At 74.0% G+C, this 19,585-nt stretch carries 5 protein-coding genes; all 5 read right to left on the bottom strand.

Features of this window, described 5'->3' with window-relative positions; translation table 11 throughout:
- Positions 1 to 28: 28 nt before the first annotated feature.
- From ACFYT4_RS04470 to ACFYT4_RS04490, 5 genes are read right to left on the bottom strand one after another with little or no spacing between them, the layout of a single operon-like run.
- Entirely contained in the window at positions 29 to 823 is a 795-nt protein-coding gene (locus ACFYT4_RS04470; RefSeq protein ID WP_389265153.1) for a thioesterase II family protein, read from the bottom strand.
- Positions 808 to 2,103, bottom strand: a complete 1,296-nt coding sequence (locus tag ACFYT4_RS04475; RefSeq protein ID WP_389265155.1) for an MFS transporter — start codon at positions 2,101 to 2,103, stop codon at positions 808 to 810. The genes ACFYT4_RS04470 and ACFYT4_RS04475 overlap by 16 nt, the downstream gene beginning before the upstream one ends.
- The gene (locus tag ACFYT4_RS04480) at positions 2,100 to 3,083 is read right to left on the bottom strand and encodes an ornithine carbamoyltransferase (RefSeq protein ID WP_389265157.1); all 984 of its coding nucleotides are present in this window, start codon (positions 3,081 to 3,083) and stop codon (positions 2,100 to 2,102) included. Before ACFYT4_RS04480 ends, ACFYT4_RS04475 begins: the two co-directional genes overlap by 4 nt.
- Entirely contained in the window at positions 3,080 to 14,338 is an 11,259-nt protein-coding gene (locus ACFYT4_RS04485; protein WP_389265159.1) for an amino acid adenylation domain-containing protein, read from the bottom strand. The genes ACFYT4_RS04480 and ACFYT4_RS04485 overlap by 4 nt, the downstream gene beginning before the upstream one ends.
- A complete protein-coding gene (locus ACFYT4_RS04490) occupies positions 14,335 to 19,557 on the bottom strand; it encodes an amino acid adenylation domain-containing protein (protein WP_389265162.1) in 5,223 nt (1,740 codons plus the stop codon). The genes ACFYT4_RS04485 and ACFYT4_RS04490 overlap by 4 nt, the downstream gene beginning before the upstream one ends.
- Positions 19,558 to 19,585: the final 28 nt, after the last annotated feature.

The following is a 19,585-nucleotide window of genomic DNA, read 5'->3' on the forward strand; positions in this document are numbered from 1 at the left end:
TTCTCTCGTGAACGGTCGGTGCGGGGGGTCACGACGAGGGGTCACGCCCCCCTACGGCGGCGATGCGCCGGGTCACATCGGCGAGCAGCCCGGCTTCGTGGGGCACGAGATAGAAGTGGTCCCCGGGGAAGGCGCGCAGGGAGAAGTCCCCCGACGCGGTCAGCTCACCCCAGGCCATGACGTGCTCACGGACACAGCCGGTGTCCTCGGTCCCGATGTACGCGGTGATCGGCGAGCGCACGGGCGCGGGGGCGGCCGGGCGGTAGGACTCGACGAGCCGGTAGTCGGCCCGCAGCGGCGGCAGCAGCAGTTCCCTCAGCTCGGGGATGTCGAACGCCTCCGACCCCAGGTCCCCCAGCCGGCGGATCCCGGAGACGAGCGTGTCGTCGTCCCTCTCGTGCAGTCCGGTCCGCCTGGCGCGGTGCGGGGCCGCGCGCCCCGACACCAGGAGCCGCGCGGGGCTGACCCGGTGCCGCTTCTCCAGCCGCAGGGCCACCTCGTACGCCACCGACGACCCCATGCTGTGCCCGAAGAGCACGAGCGGCACGTCGAGACGGGGAACGAGTGCCTCGGTGACCGGGCCGGCGAGTTCGTCCATCGTCTCGGCACACGGCTCGGCCAGCCGGTCGTGCCGGCCGGGGTAGCGGACGGCGAGCAGTTCGACGTCGTCGGGAAGACGGGCGGTCCAGCCGTGGAAGAGTTGCGCGGTGCCGCCCGCGTGCGGGAAGCACACCAGGCGCAGTCTGGGGCGACGCCCGGTCCTGCCGGGGTAGCGGCGAAACCAGGGGCCCGCTTCGGTGGACGGGATCACGGATCCGGACAACGGGTCTCCTCGGGCGTGGAGTCGGGGCCCGCGGGTGCGCGGGCGGCGATGAGGCGCTCCTCGGTGCGCAGAGCCGGGCTGACGGCGGCGAGCGCCGCGAGTACGGCCATCAGCCCGGCGGCGAGGAGCACCGAGCGGGTGGTGCCCCACACGGTGAGGAGGAGTCCGCCGCCGAGCGCGCCCAGCGCGTTGGTGCCGGAGCCGATGAGGTTGGCGGTGCTGCCGACCCGGCCCTGCATCTCGTCGGGGGTCGTACGCACCTGGTACACCCCGGCCGTCACATTGAAGGCCGCCCCGACGAAGCCCGTTCCCGCGAACAGGGCGCCCAGCGCGAAGGGGTCCCGTACCAGCGCCATGCCCGCCATCAGCGCGGCCCAGGCCGTCGTGCCCGCCACGAGCACGGTCCGCTGGCGCAGCCGGCGCGACAGCCGGCCGCCCCAGAGCGAGCCGCACAGGCCGCCGACGCCGCCGAGGGCGAAGACGACGGAGAGGGTCGCGGGCGACCGGCCCTCCTCCTTGAACATCAGGATCAGCGCGAGCCCGATGACCTGGAAGAGCACATTGCTGCCCGCGACGATCCCGAGCGCGGCCCGCAGGAAGCGCTGCCGCCACAGCCAGCGGATCCCGTCGGCCACGTCGGCGCCCAGCCGCCCCGGCGCGGTGGATCGCTCGCTCTGGAACGGCCGCCGGATCAGCAGCAGGGTGCCGAGGGAGACGAGCGAGCCCGCGGCGGCGAACAGGAACGGCGCCGAGCGGGTCAGCGAGTGCAGCAGCGTGCCGCCCGGCTGTCCGACGAGTCCGGCGGCCCGGCTGCGGGCCTCGTTCGCGGCGAGCGCGGCGGGCAGGTGCCCGGGCTCCACCACATTGCGTACCGCCCCGCGCTCCGCGAGCCGGTAGAAGACGGTGAGGGTCGCCTCCGTGAACGCGACCGCCGCCAGATGCGGCACCGAGACCGTGCCGGCCACGAGGGCCGCCGCGACGGTCGCCAGGGCCAGGAAGCGGCCGGCCTCGCAGCAGATCATCAGCCGCCGCCGGTCCCAGCGGTCCACCAGCGCGCCCGCCGGCAGCTGGACGAGCAGCAGCGGCAGCAGCGCGGCGAACGACACCACGGAGGCCGCCAGCGGTGAGTCCGTGTGCCAGAGCACCAGCAGCGGATAGGCGACGGCCGTGACCCGGCTGCTGAGGAAGGACACGGCCGCGCCCGTCCACAGCAGCCGGAAGTCCCGGTTCCGGCGCAGGGGCGCCGGCTCCGGGGCCGGTGTCGTGTCGAGGACGGTCACGGGTGGGGCTCCGCGGGGGCGGGCCCTTGGCCACGGCACCACTCCAGGACCGCCATCGCGCTGTGCAGCTTGTTCTCCGCCTGGTCGAACGCGATGCTCGCGGGCCCGTCGAGGACCTCGGCCGTCACCTCCTCACCCCGGTGCGCGGGCAGGTCGTGGAGGAAGACCGCCTTCGGGGACCCCGCCCACAGCGCGGCCGTCACCCGGAACGGCGCGAACACCGTCCGCCAGTGCGGGTCCGGTTTGCTGGTGCCGGTGGTCTGCCAGCGTGTGGTGTACACGGCGTCCAGTCCCGCCGGGAGGTCCGCCATGTCGTGCCGCTCGCGCAGGACGGCTCCGTGCCGGGCCGCGTGGGCCTCGGCCCGGCGGCGTACGGACGCGGTGAGGCCGTATCCCGGTGGTGTCCGCAGCTCGAACTCGACGCCCGGGAAGCGGGTCAGCGCGAGCGCGAGGGCGGCGGCGGTGTTGTTGCCCTCCCCCGCGTACAGGACGCGCAGTCCCTCGATCCGGCCGAAGCGGCCGTACAGGGTGGTGAGATCGGTCAGCGCCTGGGTGGGGTGCTCGTCGGCGCTCATCGCGTTGACGACGGACATCCGGCTCTGGGCGGCCCAGGCCCGCATCTCGGCCGGGTCCCCGGCGGTACGGGCCACGAGGACGTCGAGCATCCGGGACATGACCCGGCCGGTGTCCTCGCTGGTCTCCCCCGTGTTGAGCTGGAGGTCGCCGGGCCCGTACGCGACGATCTGCGCGCCGAGACGCAGCGCGCCGCTGGAGAACGCGGTGCGGGTGCGGGTGGAGGTCCTGCTGAAGTAGATCCCCGCGACGGCCCCTTCGAGGGGGCGCGGCCGGCCGGCCGCGCCGGAGGAGAAGGCCGCGCCCCGGGTGACGAGCGCGGTGAGCTCGTCGTCGCGCAGGTCGTCGATCGAGATCAGATGCCGGATCGCCGGCCGGTCGGCCCTACGGACCTCCGTGGATGTCATGACGTCTTCTCCTCGTCCGTGACGACGGGTGCGAGAACGTCCGGCAGCCCGGTCGCGGGGCCGTCGGCGGCGGTGGCGGCCCACTCGGCGGCGAGGGAGCCGGTGCCGAACGCGGTGTCCCGGCGGCCGAGTTCGGCGGTGAGGTGCCGGACGACGGCCTTGCCGGAGTCGGCGTTGGTCAGGGCGACGAAGCCGGTGCCGCCGTGGAGCCGGCTGATCGCCATGTTCCAGTACCCGGCGGGCTCGCCGCCGTGGCCGAACTCCAGATCGCCGCCGGTGTCGTCGACGATCGTGCCGAGCCCGTAGAAGCTGCCGGTCTCGCCCGCGAGGAGTTCCCTGGCGACCGCCTGCGGCAGCAGGCCGCCGCCGGTGCCGAGGAGCGCGTCGCGCACGGCGACCGTGAGCGCGGCCAGGTCGGCCGCGGTGGTCCACAGTCCGGCCGCCGCGAGGTGGGCGCGCCGGCGCCAGCCGCCCTTGAGGGGCGTGCCGTCCCGGTGGTGCCCCAGCGCGACCGGGAGCCCCGACGCCGGGGCGAACTCCTGGTCGAAGCCGGTGTCCCGCAGCCCGAGCGGCTCCAGTACGAGCCGCCGCGCCAGCGTGTCGAACGGCTCGCCCGTCAGATCCTCCAGCATCTGCTGGAGGACCCAGTAGTGGGTGCTGCTCTTGCGGAACACCGCTCCGGGCGGCAGCTCCCTGCGGACCCTGGGGGTGCGTACGGGCGGCCTGCCCTCCAGCAGGTCGAGCAGCGCGGGCACCTCCTCGCCGGGCCTGAATCCCACGCTCCGGTGACGGGCCAGTCCGGCGCGGTGCCCGAGCAGCTGCCGTACGGTGACGGTCCCGGGCGCGGCCGGGTCGTCCTCCAGCCGCCAGCTCGTCAGATGCGCCTCGATGCCGTCGTCGAGCCCGAGCCGCCCGTCCGCGACCAGGCGCAGCACGGCGAGCGCGGTCACATGCTTGCTGAGCGAACCGACCTGGAAGAGCGTCCGCGCCGTGACGGGCTCGGTCCCGCCCGCCGCGAGTACTCCGTACCCGTGGACCCCGGCGACCCGGCCGTCCCGGATCAGGGCGACGGCGGCCCCGGGCACATGGTGGCGCGCCATGACCTCCGCGAGCCCGGCCATGCGGTCCTCCTCGGGCCGCCCCTGCCGCGGCCGTCCCCGCCGCACGGTTTCCTGCCGCGGGCGGCTCTGGCTTACGGCATCCTGCTCCGCCGGTTCCCGCCCCGCGGGGTCCTGCTCCGGCTGTCCGGCGCCCGCGAGGAGGGTGGCGCCCTCGGCGAGCACACCGCGCGCCTGCGCCGTCGGCGACTGCCCCCGGACCTGGTCGAGCAGCGCGGCCAGCAGCTCCGCGGGCACCTGCACGGTGGGGGCGGACGCGCTCCCCGCGTCGGGCGCGGCTTCGGTGTCCTGCCGTGCGCCGGGAGTGTGCCCGGCGGCCCGGTCCGGGGCCGGTGCGGACCCGGACTCGCTCTCGGACCGGGGCTCACGCACCGCCCCGGACCCGGACCCGGACTCGCGCTCGGACCGGGGCTCGGAGCCGCGCCCGGACCCGGAGTCCGGCGCGGACGTGGAGTCCGGCGCGGACGTGGAGTCCGGCGCGGACGTGGAGTCCGGCGCGGACGTGGAGTCCGGCGCGGACGTGGAGTCCGGCGCGGGGTCCGCGACCGCCGCCCGCCCCGCGTCCTCGTCGACCGCGGTCGCGAGGCCGAGCAGGGTCTCGTGCTGGTACATGCGCCAGACGGAGACGGCGAGGCCCGCCTTGCGGGCGGCGGCAAGGACCTTGATCATCAGCAGGGAGTGGCCGCCGAGGTCGAAGAAGCGGTCGTGGAGCCCGATGTCGGGGACGTCCAGGACGTCGGACCAGATCGCGGCCAGTGTCCTCTCGGTGGGCGTACGCGGAGGGACATGGGGCGCCCCGGAGCGCAGGGCGGCACGGCCGGGGGCGGGCAGGGCCTTGCGGTCGACCTTGCCGTTGGCGTTGAGCGGGAGCGCGTCGAGACGGACGAAGGCCGAGGGGACCATGTACTCCGGCAGGCGGACCCCGCAGTACTCGGCGAGGCCGTCCGCGTCGGGCACGTCGGCGGCATCCGGCGCGTGGCCGGGCGCCGCCACCCAGTGGGCGACCAGCCTCCGGTCGCCGGGTGTCGGCTCGTACACACCCGTCACGGCCTCCCGGACGCCCGGATGTTCGACCAGGACGGCCTGGATCTCGCCGAGTTCGACACGGTAGCCGCGGATCTTCACCTGGTCGTCGATCCGGCCGATGAACTCCACATCACCGTCCGGCAGACGGCGGACCAGATCCCCCGTGCGGTACAGACGCCCGCCCGCGGGACCGTACGGGTCGGGAAGGAAACGCCCGGCGGTCAGATCGGGACGCCCCGCGTAACCGCGCGCCACCCCCGTACCACCCACGTACAGCTCACCCGTCACCCCCACCGGCACCGGCTCCATCGCCGGATCCAGCACATACATCGCCATGTTCGGCAGCGGACGCCCGATCGGTACGACATCGCGGCCGGACGGCTCGACGACGGGGAACACACACGTCCCGACGGACGCCTCGGTCGGCCCGTACTCGTTGATGAGACGGCCGGGCCCCAGGATGTCGAGCGAGCGGTCGGCGACCGCGCCGGGCAGGGCCTCACCCGCGACGACCAGGACGGACGCCAGTTCCTCCGCCTGCTCGGTGGTGAGCTGGCCGCTGAGGAGTTCCAGATGGCCGGGGGTCAGTTTGACGAAGCTGTAGGGGGCGCCGGCGAGGAGCGCACGCCCCAGGGCGGACGGATCGGTGTCCTGGGGAACGGTGTGGACGGTCTGGCCGGTGACCAGCGGGGCCCACAGGTTGGGGACGACGAGGTCGAACGCGACCGACGAGAACAGCGGCGCGCCGCCCTCCCCGCGGGACGCCAGCTCGTGTGCCGCCCAGGCCACATGGTTGGCCAGCCCGCGGTGGGTGATCTCCACGCCCTTGGGGCGGCCCGTCGAACCGGATGTGAAGATCACATACGCCAGCCGGTCCGGGTCGTGGTCCCGTTCGGGCTTCCCGGCGGGACGCGCGGCCGGTTCCGTGTCACCGCCGGCCCCGTCGACCAGCACCAGGTCCGTGCCGGCCGGGTCGAAGCGCGACCGGTACGCCCGCGAGGTCACCACGGCCCGCGCCCCCGCCGTCTCGCGCATCGCCGCGATCCGCCCGGCCGGGTAGGAGGGGTCGACGGGCACATAGGCGCCGCCCGCCTTCCACACCGCGAGCAGCGCGGCGATCAGGTCGGGCCCCCGGTCGAGCAGCACCGCCACCCGGGATTCCGCACCGACGCCGAGGGCGCGCAGCCGATGGGCCAGCCGGTTCGCGCGGGCGTCCAGTTCCGCGTACGTGACCGGCTCGGCGGCACGGACGGCGACGGCTTCCGGGGTCCGCAGCGCCTGTGCCTCGAACAGGTCCGGCACGGAGCCGGTCCCAGGGACGTCTTCCGTGCGGTTCCACTCGGTGAGCTGCCGCTCCCGCTCGCCCGGAGGGAGCTGGGCGGCCCGCGCGTCACCGTCCGGATCGGCCGCCATCGCCTCCAGCACGGCCGTGTACATGGCGGTGAGCCGGTCGGCGGACGCGCGGGACAGCGCGTGGGTGTGCGTGGTCATCACCAGATGGCCGGAGACGGCGGACACGGCGAGGCCGAACTCGGTCGCGCCCTCCCCCGCGCTGTCGCCGACGTCGACGCGCTCCTCGTCGAGATGGTCGAAGTCCTGGTAGCTGAACCGGACGTCGAGCAGCCGGTCCGCGCCCGCCGCCCGCTGGATCGCGGGCATCGGGTAGCGGCGGTGCTCCCAGATGCCGGCCTCGTGCAGGAAGACCCGGCCGACGAGCTCGGTCCAGGTGGCCGCGGCACAGCGGTCGAAGGCGAACGGCAGGGTGTTGAGATACATGCCGTACACCCGGTCGGCTCCCGGCGCCTCCGGGCGGGCGCTGAAGACCAGTCCGGTGAAGAACCGGTCCTGATCGGTCAGGGCGCTCATCACCTTCAGATGCGCGGCGAGGAGCACGCTCTTGACGGAGGCCCGGGCGCGGGTCGCCAGGGCCCGCAGCCCGGGCTCCAGGCCCTTCAGCGGGACGGCGACCCGGAACTTCTCGCGGGGCGCCGCGGTGTCGCCCGCCCAGGCGGGCGGGAGGGAGAAGCGGGCGTTGCGGGCGATGACGTCCTGCCAGTGGGCGCGGTCGTCCGGCGAGGCGAGCGAGGCCAGCTCGGCGGCGACGAAGTCCGCGTACCGGAGGGCGGGGGCGGGCCGTACGACGGCGTCCCCGCCGTCCCGGAGCCGCCGGTACTCGTCGAGCAGTTCCATCAGCAGCGCCCGGTGGGACCAGCCCTCGGTGATGGCGTGGCAGACCGTGAGCCCGAGCCGCCAGGCGCACCCGCCCTCGACGTGGACGGTCATCCGCAGGAGCGGGGCGGCTTCGAGGTCGAAGAGGTCGGCCCGTTCGGCGGCCATGAAGCGGGAGAGTTCGGAGCGTGTCTCCGCCTCGTCCAGGCCGCTGAGATCCCGTACGGAGACGGGGATACGGGCGCTGTCGCGCACCACCTGGAGCGGCACCGACCAGGTGTCGAGATGGAAGGAGGTGCGCAGCATCTCGTGCCGTGCGGTGACGGTGGCGACGGCCCCGCGCAGCGCGTCCTCGTCGAAGGGGGCGTCCTCGGTGATCCGGAAGGAGGAGACGTTGTGGTACGCGCGTGTCTCCCGGTCGGCGAGCATCTCCAGGACCATGCCGAGCTGGACCTCGGTGAGCGGGTAGGCGTCCACGGCGTCGGCGGGCAGGCCGTCCCGGTCGGCGGCGTCGATGAGGGCGAACGGCTCGACCGGGGTGACCACTTCGGTGACGGCGGGCCGTCCGGTGAGGTAGCGGGCGAGTTCGGCGACGGTCCGGTGCTCGAACACCTCGCGTACGCCGACGTCGAATCCGGCCGCGCGCAGGGCGCCGACCAGGGCGACGGCGCGGATGGAGTGGCCGCCGATGTCGAAGAAGCCGTCCTCGACCCCGACCCGTTCCAGGCCGAGGACGTCCGCCCAGACGGCCGCGATGCGTTCCTCCGTGACCGTGCGGGGCGCCACATGGCGGCGGCCGTCGGCGCGCTGTCCGCCGGGGGCGGGCAGGGCCTTGCGGTCGACCTTGCCGTTGGCGTTGAGCGGGAGCGCGTCGAGCGCGGTGAGTCCGGCCGGGATCATGTACTCCGGCAGCCGGGACGCGAGATGGTCCCGGACGGACTCGGCGGTGACGGCTGCCGGGGTCCAGTACGCGGCGAGTTCGCCGTCCGCCGTGGTCACGACGGCGTCGTGGACGGCGGGGTGGGCGGTCAGCACCGCCTGGACCTCACCCGGCTCGATCCGGTAGCCGCGGATCTTCACCTGGTCGTCGATCCGGCCCAGGAACGCCACATCACCGCCGTCGAGTCGGCGCACGAGGTCGCCCGTGCGGTACAGACGCCCGCCCGCGGGACCGTACGGATCGGGAAGGAAACGCCCAGCGGTCAGATCCGGACGCCCCGCGTAACCGCGCGCCACCCCCGTACCACCCACATACAGCTCACCCGTCACCCCCACCGGCACCGGCTCCAGCGCCGGATCCAGCACATACATCGCCATGTTCGGCAGCGGACGCCCGATCGGCAGCACCTCCGCCACCACATCCTGCGGAACCGGATACACCGACGTCCCCACCGACGCCTCCGTCGGACCGTACTCATTCAGAATCCGCGTCTCCGGCGCCAGAACACGCCACCGCTCCAGCGACCCCCGCGTGAACGGCTCCCCCGCAACCACCAGCACGGGAGTCAGATCCGTCGCGCTCTGGGCGGTGAGCTGTCCGGCGAGTACGTCCAGATGGCCCGGGGTGAGCTTGACGAAGCTGTACGGGCCGGAGGCGACGAGGTGTTCGCCGAGGTCGGCCATGTCCACGTCCTGGCCGACGGTGTGCACGGACTGGCCGGTGACGAGCGGGGCCCACAGGTTGGGCACGACGAGATCGAACGCGACCGACGAGAACAGGGGTGCTCCGCCCGAGCCGTGGCCCGCCAGCTCCTCCGCCGCCCAGTGGACGTGGTTGGCCAGCCCCCGGTGCGTGACCTCCACACCCTTCGGCCGCCCGGTCGACCCCGACGTGAACACCACATACGCCAACCCGTCAGGATCATCCACCCGCACAGGAGCCTCCGACACCACCTCCCCCACAACCCCCGAGTCCACGACAACCACCTCCAGCCCCCCGAACCGCGAGGCGTACCCGGCCGACGTCACCACCACCTCGACCCCCGCCGACTCACACATCACCCCCACCCGATCCACCGGATACGACGGATCCACCGGCACATACGCACCCCCCGCCTTCCACACCCCGAGCAACGCCGCCACCAGACCCGGACCCCGGTCCAGCAACACCGCCACCCGCGACTCCCCACCCACACCCACACCCCGCAACCGCAACGCCAACCCATTCGCCCACCCGTCCAACTCCCCGTACGACACGGTGCCGGACGGGTGCAGGACGGCGGCGGCCCGTGGGGTCCGGAGCGCCTGGGCCTCGAAGCGCTCCAGCACGGAGCCGGTACCGAAGGGGTGCTCCGTGCGGTTCCAGCCGGTCAGCTCGCGCTCCCGCTCGTCCTCGGGCAGGAACGACGCCTGTGCGTCGCCCTCGGGGTCGGCGGCCATCGCCTCCAGGACCCGGCGCAGCATGGCCGCGAGCCGGTCCGTGCCGCCGCGGGAGAGTGCGCGGGGGCTCGCCGTGAGGACGAGATGGCCCACGCGGGCGGAGACCCCGAGCGGGAACTCGGTGGGGCTGTCGTCGATGCTGGCGAGATAGTCGACCCGGTCGTGGTCGACCTGGTCGAAGTCGTGGTAGCTGAACCGCATCTCGATCAGCCGCTCGCCGTCGGCGAGTTCGCGCTGGATCACCGGCATCGGGAAGGCGCGGTGCGGCCACAGTTCGATCTCGCGGGCGAAGACCCGCGCCACCAGCTCCCGCCAGGTGCCGGCCGTGCGGTCGTACGGGAACGGCAGGGTGTTGAGGTGCATGCCGTACACCCGGTCGGCGCCGAGGACCTCGGGCCGGGCGTTGCACACCAGGCCGGCGAAGAAGCGCGGCTCCGCGGTGAGCAGGCTCAGCGTCTTGAGGTGGGCGGTCAGCAGCACGCTCTTCAGGGACGCCCCGGCGCGTGCGGCCAGCTTCCGCAGCCGGTCCTCCAGATCGTGGAACGGCACCGGAACGCGATACGACGGGCCGTCGTCGTCCGGGTCGCCGCGCCAGGGCGCGGGGACGGTGAGGCGGGCGTGGTCGTCGACGACGGACTGCCAGTAGGCGCGGGACTCCTCCGAGGCGAGGGCGCCGAGCTCCTCGGCGATGAAGTCGGCGAACCGGGTCGCGGGCGGCTGCCCGCCGCCCGCGGTCCGGCCGTCGCGGACGCGCCCGTACTCCTCCAGGATCTCCATCAGCAGGGAGTGGTGGCTCCAGCCGTCGAGGATGGCGTGGAACTCGGTGTTGGTGATCCACCAGCTGCCGTCCCCGGCGACATGGGCGTACAGCCGCAGCAGCGGCGGCTCGGCCAGGTCGAACAGCCGGGCGCGTTCCGCGGCGTTGAACTCCTCCAGGGCGCGGCGGAGTTCGTCCTCCCCGAGATGCGACAGATCGCGCGCGCCGACCGGCATCTCGGCGTTCCGGTGCACGAGCTGCATCGGAACGGAGTAGCCGGACAGGCTCACGGAGGTGCGCAGGACGTCGTGCCGGGCGACGACGGCGGCCACCGCCTCCCGCAGGGCGTCGAGCGAGAACGGCCGCTCGTCGCGGATCCGGAAGGACGTGGCGTTGTGGTACGGGTGGCGGCCGTCGTCCGACAGCATCTCGACGACCATGCCGAGCTGGACCTGGGACAGCGGATAGGCGTCGTCGAGGCCCTCGGGAAGACGCGCCCGGTCCTCGTCGGAGAGCAGCGAGAAGGGCGCGGCGGTGCGGTCGGCGTCCGCGGGGGCGGGCCGGCCGGTGACGAGTTCGGCGATCCGGGCGACCGTGCGGTACTCGAAGACGTCGCGGACCGCGAGGTCGTATCCCGCCGCGCGCAGCCGTCCGACGAGGTTCACGGCCCTGATGGAGTGGCCGCCGAGTTCGAAGAATCCGTCCTCCACGCCGACGCGCTCCAGGCCGAGCACATCGGCCCAGATCTCCGCGATGCGCTCCTCGGTGACCGTGCGGGGGGCGATGTGCCCGGCCGCGCCGGTCGCGTCGTGTCCGGGAGCGGGCAGAGCACGCTTGTCGAGCTTGCCGTTGGTGGTCAGCGGCAGGGCGTCGAGGGTGACGAACGCGGACGGGACCATGTAGTCGGGGAGGCTCGTGGCGAGGTGTCCGCGCAGTTCGGCGGGCGTGGCGGTGGTGCCGGGGGCCTCGGGGGTGACATAGGCGACGAGCCGGCGGTCGCCGGGTGAGTCCTCGCGGACGAGGACGACGGCGTCCCGGATGTGCGGGTGCCCGGTGAGCGCGGTCTCGATCTCGCCCGGTTCGATCCGGTAGCCGCGGATCTTCACCTGGTCGTCGATGCGGCCCAGGAACTCCAGGCTGCCGTCCGGCAGTCTGCGGGCCAGGTCGCCGCTGCGGTAGAGCCGGGCGCCGGGCGGGCCGTAGGGGTCGGGGACGAAGCGCTCGGCGGTCAGCCCGGGCCGCCCGAGGTAGCAGCGGGCGACGCCGGGGCCGCCGACGTGCATCTCCCCCGGGACGCCGATCGGCGAGGGCCGCCCGTCGGCGTCCAGCACGTGCACCCGCAGATCGGCCAGGGGGTGGCCGATGGGGTTGCCCGCGCCCGGGGCGAGATCGGCCGCGGTGATCCTGTGGTAGGTCGTGTGCACGGTGGTCTCGGTGATCCCGTACATGTTGACGAGCGCGATGTCGTCGAGGCCGAACCGGTCGGTCCAGGGCCTGAGTTCGGCCATCTCCAGCTTCTCGCCGCCGAAGACGACGGCCCGCAGGGCGAGCCCGCTGTCCGGGCGGGCGAGCGGGACGAGGGTACGGAACGCGGACGGGGTCTGGTTGAGGACCGTCACCCCTTCCCGTACGAGGAGGGCGAGGAACTCGGCCGGTGAGCGGGTGATGTCGTGGGGGACGACGACGAGTCGGCCGCCGTTGAGGAGCGCGCCCCAGATCTCCCACACCGAGAAGTCGAACGCGTAGCTGTGGAACAGGGGCCAGACGTCGTCCCCGGTGAAGGCGAAGTGCTCCTGGCCCCGGTCGATCAGTCGCAGGACGTTCGCGTGGGTCAGCGCGCTGCCCTTGGGGCGTCCGGTGGAACCGGAGGTGTAGATCGTGTAGGCCAGCTGGTCGGGGCTGCCGGGAAGGTCCAGGTCGTGGCCGGGCTGGGCGGCGATCAGCGCCGCGTCCGGGCCCGAGTCCAGCAGGACCGGCTCGGGGCCGTCCTCGCCGCCGCCGAGGCGGTCCACGAGGCCGGACGTGGTGATCACCAGGGGCGCGCGGGCGTCCCGGGCGATGTACGCCAGCCGGTCCGCCGGGTTCGCCGGGTCCAGCGGGAGGTAGGCGGCGCCCGCCTTGAGGATGCCCAGCAGCGCGGGGATCAGCTCGGTGCCCCGCTCCAGGCAGAGCCCGACCAGGGTCTCCGGCCCGGCTCCCCTGGCGCGCAGCACCCGTGCGATGCGGTTGGCGCGGGCGTTGACCTGCGCGTACGACAGTTCCGTACCGTCGTGGGTGACCGCGACGGCCTCGGGGGTCCGGTTCGCCCGCTCCTCGAAGACCTCGTGCACACGGCGCGTGACGGGTTCGGTGGCGGCCGGCGGGGGCAGCAGGACGGCCCGCTCCCGCTCTCCGACGATGCCGTACGACGACAGCCGGGCGCCGGGGTCGTCGGCGACGGCCGCGAGCAGCCGCAGCAGATGGCCGGACATCCGCTCGACCGTGGTCCGGTCGAAGAGGGCGGTGGCGTACTCCAGATGACCGCCGAGGGTGCCGTCGGCGCCCTCCCGGATCTGGAGGTCCAGATCGAACTTGGCGGCCTTGCCGCTGCCTTCGTACGGGGAGACCTCCACGCCCGGGAACGCGAACGCCGAGCCGCGCTCGCCGTGCATGGTGAACGCGGCCTGGAACAGCGGGGTGCGCGACAGATCGCGTTCGGGCTGGAGCGCGTCGACGACCTGGGCGAAGGAGACGTCCTGGTGGTCGTAGGCGTCGAGAACACTCGCGCGGGTGCGGGCGAGGAGTTCCGTGAACGCGGGGTCGCCCGAGGTGTCGCCGCGCATCACCAGGCTGTTGATGCCGTAGCCGATGAGCTGCTGGAGCTCGGGACGGCCCCGGCCGGAGACGACCGTGCCGACCGCGATGTCGTGGCGGCCCGTGTAGCGGGCCAGGAGGCTCTGGTAGGCGGCGAGGAACAGCATGAAGAGGGTGACGTCCCGGCTGTGCGCGAGGGCGCGCAGCCGTTCGGCCAGTGCGGGCGGGACGGTGAACGCGACGGCGTCGCCCGCCCCGTCGCGCACCGCGGGGCGCGGCCGGTCGGTGGGCAGCTCCAGCGGAGCGAGGTCCGCCAGCCGCTCCTTCCAGTAGCCGAGGTGGCGGGCGATGACCTCACCGGTCAGCTCGGTGCGCTGCCAGACCGCGAAGTCGGCGTACTGCACGGCCAGGGGTACGGGGGTGGTTCCCGCGTACAGTTCGCTCAGCTCCTGGCCGATGATCCCGGTGGACCAGGCGTCGCAGGCGATGTGGTGGAGGACGAGGGCGAGGAGGTGCTCGTCGTCCGCGAGCCGGATCAGCCGGGCGCGGACCGGGGGCTCGCCGCCGAGGTCGAACGGGCGGGAGAGGTCGGCCTCGACGAGCGCGCGGGCCTCCGCCTCACCGGACGCCGCCGTCCGCTCCAGGGCGACCGGGCCCGGCTCGTCGATCAGCTGGACCGGTTCGCCGTCCTCCATGGCGTACCGCGTGCGCAGGATCTCGTGCCGGTCCACCAGGCCCTGCCAGGCGCGGCCGAGCGCGGCGGCGTCGAGACGGCCGCGCAGCCGCAGGACGAGCGGGACGAGGTATTCGGCGCTGTCGGGCTCCAGCCTGCTGAGGAACCACATCTGCTGCTGTCCGTACGACAGGGGGAGCGGGCCCTCCCGGTCGGCACGGGCGATCTCCGTACGGCGGGGGCCGCCGCGCCGTCCCGCGAGGCGGCGGCGCAGCAGCTCGGCGCGCAGCGCGTCGGCGTCGGCCGCCGGGCCCGCGGTCTTCATCTCACCGGTGCTCATGCCTGGTGCTCCTTGGTGGTCTGCGCCGGCCGCGGGCCGTCGGCGGACGCGGCGTCGGGCGGGGGCTCCGTGTCGTGGGCGAGTTCGGCGTCGTGGGCGAGTTCGGCGTCGGAGAGCGCGGCGATCTGGGCAGTGATGCGCTCCTCGACGGCGGTGGCGAGCCGGGCGATCGTCGGGCCCTCGAAGACCGTGCGGACGGCGAAGTCGATCCCGAACTCCTGCTGGATGCGCGAGATGAGGCGGATCGCGAGGATCGAATTGCCGCCGGTGTGGAAGAAGTTGTCATGGGCCCCGGCCCGGACGCCCAGCAGTTCGGTCCAGATCCCGGCGATCCGCTCCTCGGCGGGACCGCTGGGCGCGATGTGCCCCTCCGGCGCGCGCGGTCCCGGCTCGGGCAGGGCCCGCCGGTCGACCTTGCCGTTGGCGTTGACGGGGATCGCGTCGATCGGGGTGAAGGTCGCCGGGACCATGTACGCGGGCAGCTGCCGGGCGCAGTGCTCGGTGAGCTCCGCCCCGGTGGGCGCGTCCGTGCCCGGTACGGGTACGAGATGGGCCGCGAGCCGCTTCTCCCCGGCGGGGGTGGTGCGGACGGTGACGACGGCGTCGTGGACGGCGGGGTGGGCGGTCAGTACCGCCTGGACCTCACCCGGCTCGATCCGGAAGCCCCGGATCTTCACCTGGTCGTCGATCCGGCCCAGGAACTCCACATCACCGCCGTCGAGTCGGCGCACCAGATCCCCCGTACGGTACAGACGCCCGCCCGCGGGACCATACGGATCGGGAAGGAAACGCCCAGCGGTCAGATCGGGACGCCCCGCGTAACCACGCGCCACCCCCGTACCACCCACATACAGCTCACCCGCCACCCCCACCGGCACCGGCTCCATCGCCGGATCCAGCACATACATCGCCATGTTCGGCAACGGACGCCCGATCGGCAGCACCTCCGCCACCACATCCTGCGGAACCGGATACACCGACGTCCCCACCGACGCCTCCGTCGGACCGTACTCATTCAGAATCCGCGTCTCCGGCGCCAGAACACGCCACCGCTCCAGCGACCCCCGCGTGAACGGCTCCCCCGCAACCACCAGCACGGGGGCGAGCGCGCCCGCCTGGGCGGGGGTGAGCTGGAGGGACAGGATGTCGAGATGGCCGGGGGTCATCTTGAGAAAGCTGAACGGTTCGGCGTCCGCGAGGTGTTTGCCCAGCTCGGACATGTCCATGTCCTGGGGCAGGAGGAAGAGGCGCTGTCCGGTGACGAGCGGGGCCCACAGGTTGGGCACGACGAGGTCGAACGCGACCGACGAGAACAGCGCGCCGCCGCCGTAGTCGTCTCCGGCGAGTTCGCGCGCCGCCCAGTGGACGTGGTTGGCCAGCCCGCGGTGTGTGACCTCCACACCCTTCGGCCGCCCGGTCGACCCCGACGTGAACACCACATACGCCAACCCGTCAGGATCATCCACCCGCACAGGAGCCTCCGACACCACCTCCCCCGGAACCTCCGAGTCCACGACAACCACCTCCAGCCCCCCGAACCGCGAGGCGTACCCGGCCGACGTCACCACCACCTCGACCCCCGCCGACTCACACATCACCCCCACCCGATCCACCGGATACGACGGATCCACCGGCACATACGCACCCCCCGCCTTCCACACCGCCAACAGCGCCGCCACCAGACCCGGACCCCGGTCCAGCAACACCGCCACCCGCGACTCCCCACCCACACCCACACCCCGCAACCGCAACGCCAACCCATTCGCCCACCCGTCCAACTCCCCGTACGACACGGTGTCCGTGCCACAGGTCAGCGCGGTCGCCGCGGGTGCTGCGGCGGCCCGCGCCTCGACGAGGGCGGGGACCGTGTCCGTACGGTCCCTGGTGTCATCGGCCGTGTCGTTCCAGCCGGTCAGCAGGAGCCGGCGCTCCTCGCCGGAGAGCAGGCCGACCGCGCCCAGCGGGGTGTCGGGGCGGGCCGCGATCCCTTCGAGCAGGGTCAGGAAGTGGCGGGTCATCCGCTCGGCGGTGGACCGGTCGAAGAGGGCGGTGGCGTACTCCAGTACGCCGTCCAGCGCGCCGTCCGGGGTCTGCCGCATGAACAGCGACAGATCGGTCTTGGCGACCTGCCAGGCCGACGCGAAGGCGGCCAGGTCCTCGTCCCTCGTGACGACGCTGGTCACGCCCTCGCTGTGGAGGTCGAAGGCGACCTGGTAGAGCGGGGTGCGCGACAGATCGCGCTCCGGCTGGAGCCGGTCCACCAGCAGTTCGAAGGGCAGTTCCTGGTGCGCGAAGGCGGCCCGCGCCGCCGCCGCGACCCGGTCCAGCGCCTCGGTGAAGTCCATATGGGGCGTCAGCCCGCAGCGGACGACGAGCGAGTTGAGGAAGAAGCCGACCATGCCCTCGGTCTCGGGGCGGGTGCGGCCCGCGACGGGTGTGCCGACGGGGACGTCCCACTGGCCGCTGTAGCGGGCCACGAGTGCCGCGTACGCGGTGAGGAGGGTCATGAACGGGGTCGCGCCCCGGGCCCGGCCCAGTCCGGTGAGCGCGGCGGCGACCGAGGGGGCCACCCGGAACGGGACGACGGCTCCGCGCGGGTCCCGGAGCGGGGGGCGGGGCCGGTCGGTGGGCAGGTCGAGCTGCTCGACACCGGCCAGTTCGGCGGTCCAGTGGCCGAGTTCACGCTCGACGGCCTCCCGGGTGAGGCGGGCGTGCTGCCAGGCTGCGTAGTCCGCGTACTGGACGGTGAGTGTCGGCAGGACGGGCTCGCGCCCGGTGTCGTACGCCTCGCACAGCTCCCGCAGTTCGCGCTCCAGGACGACCGTGGACCAGCCGTCACAGGCGATGTGATGCATCGTCAGCAGCAGGAGGTGGTCCTCGCCGGGCACCCGGGCGAGCAGCGCGCGCCACAGCGGCCCGGCCGCGAGGTCGAAGCCGCGCGCGAACTGCTCGCCGAAGAGGGCGGGTACGCCGTCGGGCGCGGTGTCCTCGGTGCGCAGCTCCACCCGGTTCGCGGTGGGCGGGTCGATGATCTGGCGCGGTTCGCCGCCGATGTCCGGGTAGCGGGTGCGCAGGGGTTCATGGCGGGCCGCGAGCGCGTCCAGGGCCCGGTGCACGGTGGCGGCGCCCGGCCCGGCGGGCAGCCGCAGGAAGAGGGGGGCGACCCACTCGGGGCTGCCGGGGTGCATCCGGTCCAGGAACCACAGGCGCCGCTGCCCGGAGGAGAGCGGGAGTTCGCCGTCCCGGGGCACGGGACGAACGGCCGTCTCCTCACCGGCGGCGGGTGCGCCGATCAGCCGGGCCTGCGCCTCCACGGTGGTGGCGGCGAAGAGGCCCCGCAGGGAGACCTTCTCTCCGGAGGCGGCACGCAGCCGGGCCGCGAGCCGGGTGAGCTGCAGGGAGGTCCCGCCGAGGGCGAAGAAGTCGTCATGGACGCCGACGCGGTCCGCGCCGAGCAGTTCGGACCAGACGGCCGCGACGAGTGCCTCGGCCGGATCGCGCGGCGCGGTGGCCGTGGACCGCGCGGCGGCGGTGATCTCCGCGGGCGTCGGCAGCTTCGCCCGGTCCGTCTTGCCGCTCGCGCCCAGCGGAAAGGCGTCCAGGACGTGGAAGAAGGCCGGCACATGGCTCTCGGGCAGCCGCTCGGCGGCGAAGGCGCGCAGAGCGGCGGCCCGGTCACCCGGACCGGCGGGCCCGTGGCCCGGACCGGCGGGCGCACCACCAGGACCCCTCGGCCGGCTCCCCGGTCCGGCGGCGGGGGCGTGCGCGGGCCCGTCGCCCGGCCCTCCCGCCCGTGCGGAGGTCCGCTCGCGCACGGTCAGATGGGCGGCCAGGCGCCTCCCGCCGTCCTCCGCGGTGTACGGGACGACCACGGCGCCGGTGACGTCCGGGTGCGCGGTGAGCACGGCCTCGATCTCGCCGGGCTCGATCCGCACGCCGTTGACCTTGACCTGGTGGTCCTGGCGGCCCAGGTACTCCAGGGTCCGGTCGGGGCGCCAGCGCACCTGGTCCCCGGTGCGGTAGAGCCGCGCGCCGGGCGGGCCGTACGGGTCGGGCACGAAGCGCTCGGCGGTCAGCCCGGGGCGCCCTGCGTAACCGCGGGCGACGCCGACTCCGCCCGCGTACAGCTCGCCGGGCACCCCGACCGGCACGGGAACCCCGCCCGGGTCCAGGACCAGGACGCGGGTGCCGGGCAGCGGGCGGCCGATCGGCACCGGCCCCGTGCCGAGAGCGGGGTCGACGAGGTGGGCGGTGACGTCGATGGAGCACTCGGTGGGGCCGTAGGTGTTCCAGACCTCGACGGGCCGTCCGACGCGTTCGCGCAGCCGGGCCACGAGTTCGGCGTGGAGCGGCTCCCCGGCCGAGAACAGCAGCCTCAGCGAGCCGCCCCAGTCGCCGTCCTCCTCCACGAGCGGGCTCAGGACCGACGGCACGACCTGGAGGACGGTCACCCCGAAGCCGGCGACGGCCTTCAGCAGCGCGGCCGGGTCGCGCTCGGCCCCGGCCGGGGCGAGGACGACGGTGCCGCCGGACACGAGCGGGGCGAAGATCTCCCACCCGGCCGCGTCGAACCCGATGGTGGTCTTCTGGAGCACCCGGTCCGCCGGCCCGAGCCGGTGCCGCTCCACCGTCCAGCCGACCCGGTTGGCGATCCCGGCATGGGTGATCTCGACGGCCTTGGGGGTGCCGGTGGAGCCGGAGGTGAACACGGCGTACGCGACGGAGTCGGGGTCGGTGCCGCCCTCCGCCACCGGTGCGTCGCCCGTCCCCGGTGCGTCACCCGCCCCGGGCGCGTCCTCCGCCCCCTCGCCGCCGCCCGGGAGCGCCCCGGTCCGCAGGTCCGCCGGGTCGACCCGGCGCGTGCCCGCGTCCCGTACCGCCCCTTCCAGGCCGGCCTTTGCCAGCACCAGGCCGGTGCCCGCGTCCCGCACCAGGGCCGTGAGCCGGGCTCGCGGCTGGGCCGGGTCCAGGGGGACATAGCCCGCTCCGGCCCGCCAGACGGCGAGCAGGGCCACGACCAGGTCCGCGCTCCGGGGCAGGGCCACCCCGACGAGCGTGCCGGGCCCGGCGCCCAGGGCCCGCAGCCGGCGGGCCGCGCGGGAAGCCGCGCCGTCCAGCTCGCGATAGGTCAGCGCCCGGTCGGCGTCGATGACGGCGACCGCGTCCGGGGTACGGAACGCCTGCTCGGCGAAGCGTTCCGGCAGCAGTTCGGCGTTCACGTGAGTGCTCCTGTCGAAGACCTGGTGA

The organism is Streptomyces sp. NPDC004609 (genome assembly GCF_042873655.1).
Lineage (GTDB): Bacteria > Actinomycetota > Actinomycetes > Streptomycetales > Streptomycetaceae > Streptomyces.

Excerpts from the sequence above, each read along its gene's own strand:
- ACFYT4_RS04480 (WP_389265157.1), bottom strand. The coding sequence starts at position 3,083 with ATGACATCCACGGAGGTCCGTAGGGCCGACCGGCCGGCGATCCGGCAT.
- ACFYT4_RS04485 (WP_389265159.1), bottom strand. The coding sequence starts at position 14,338 with ATGAGCACCGGTGAGATGAAGACCGCGGGCCCGGCGGCCGACGCCGAC.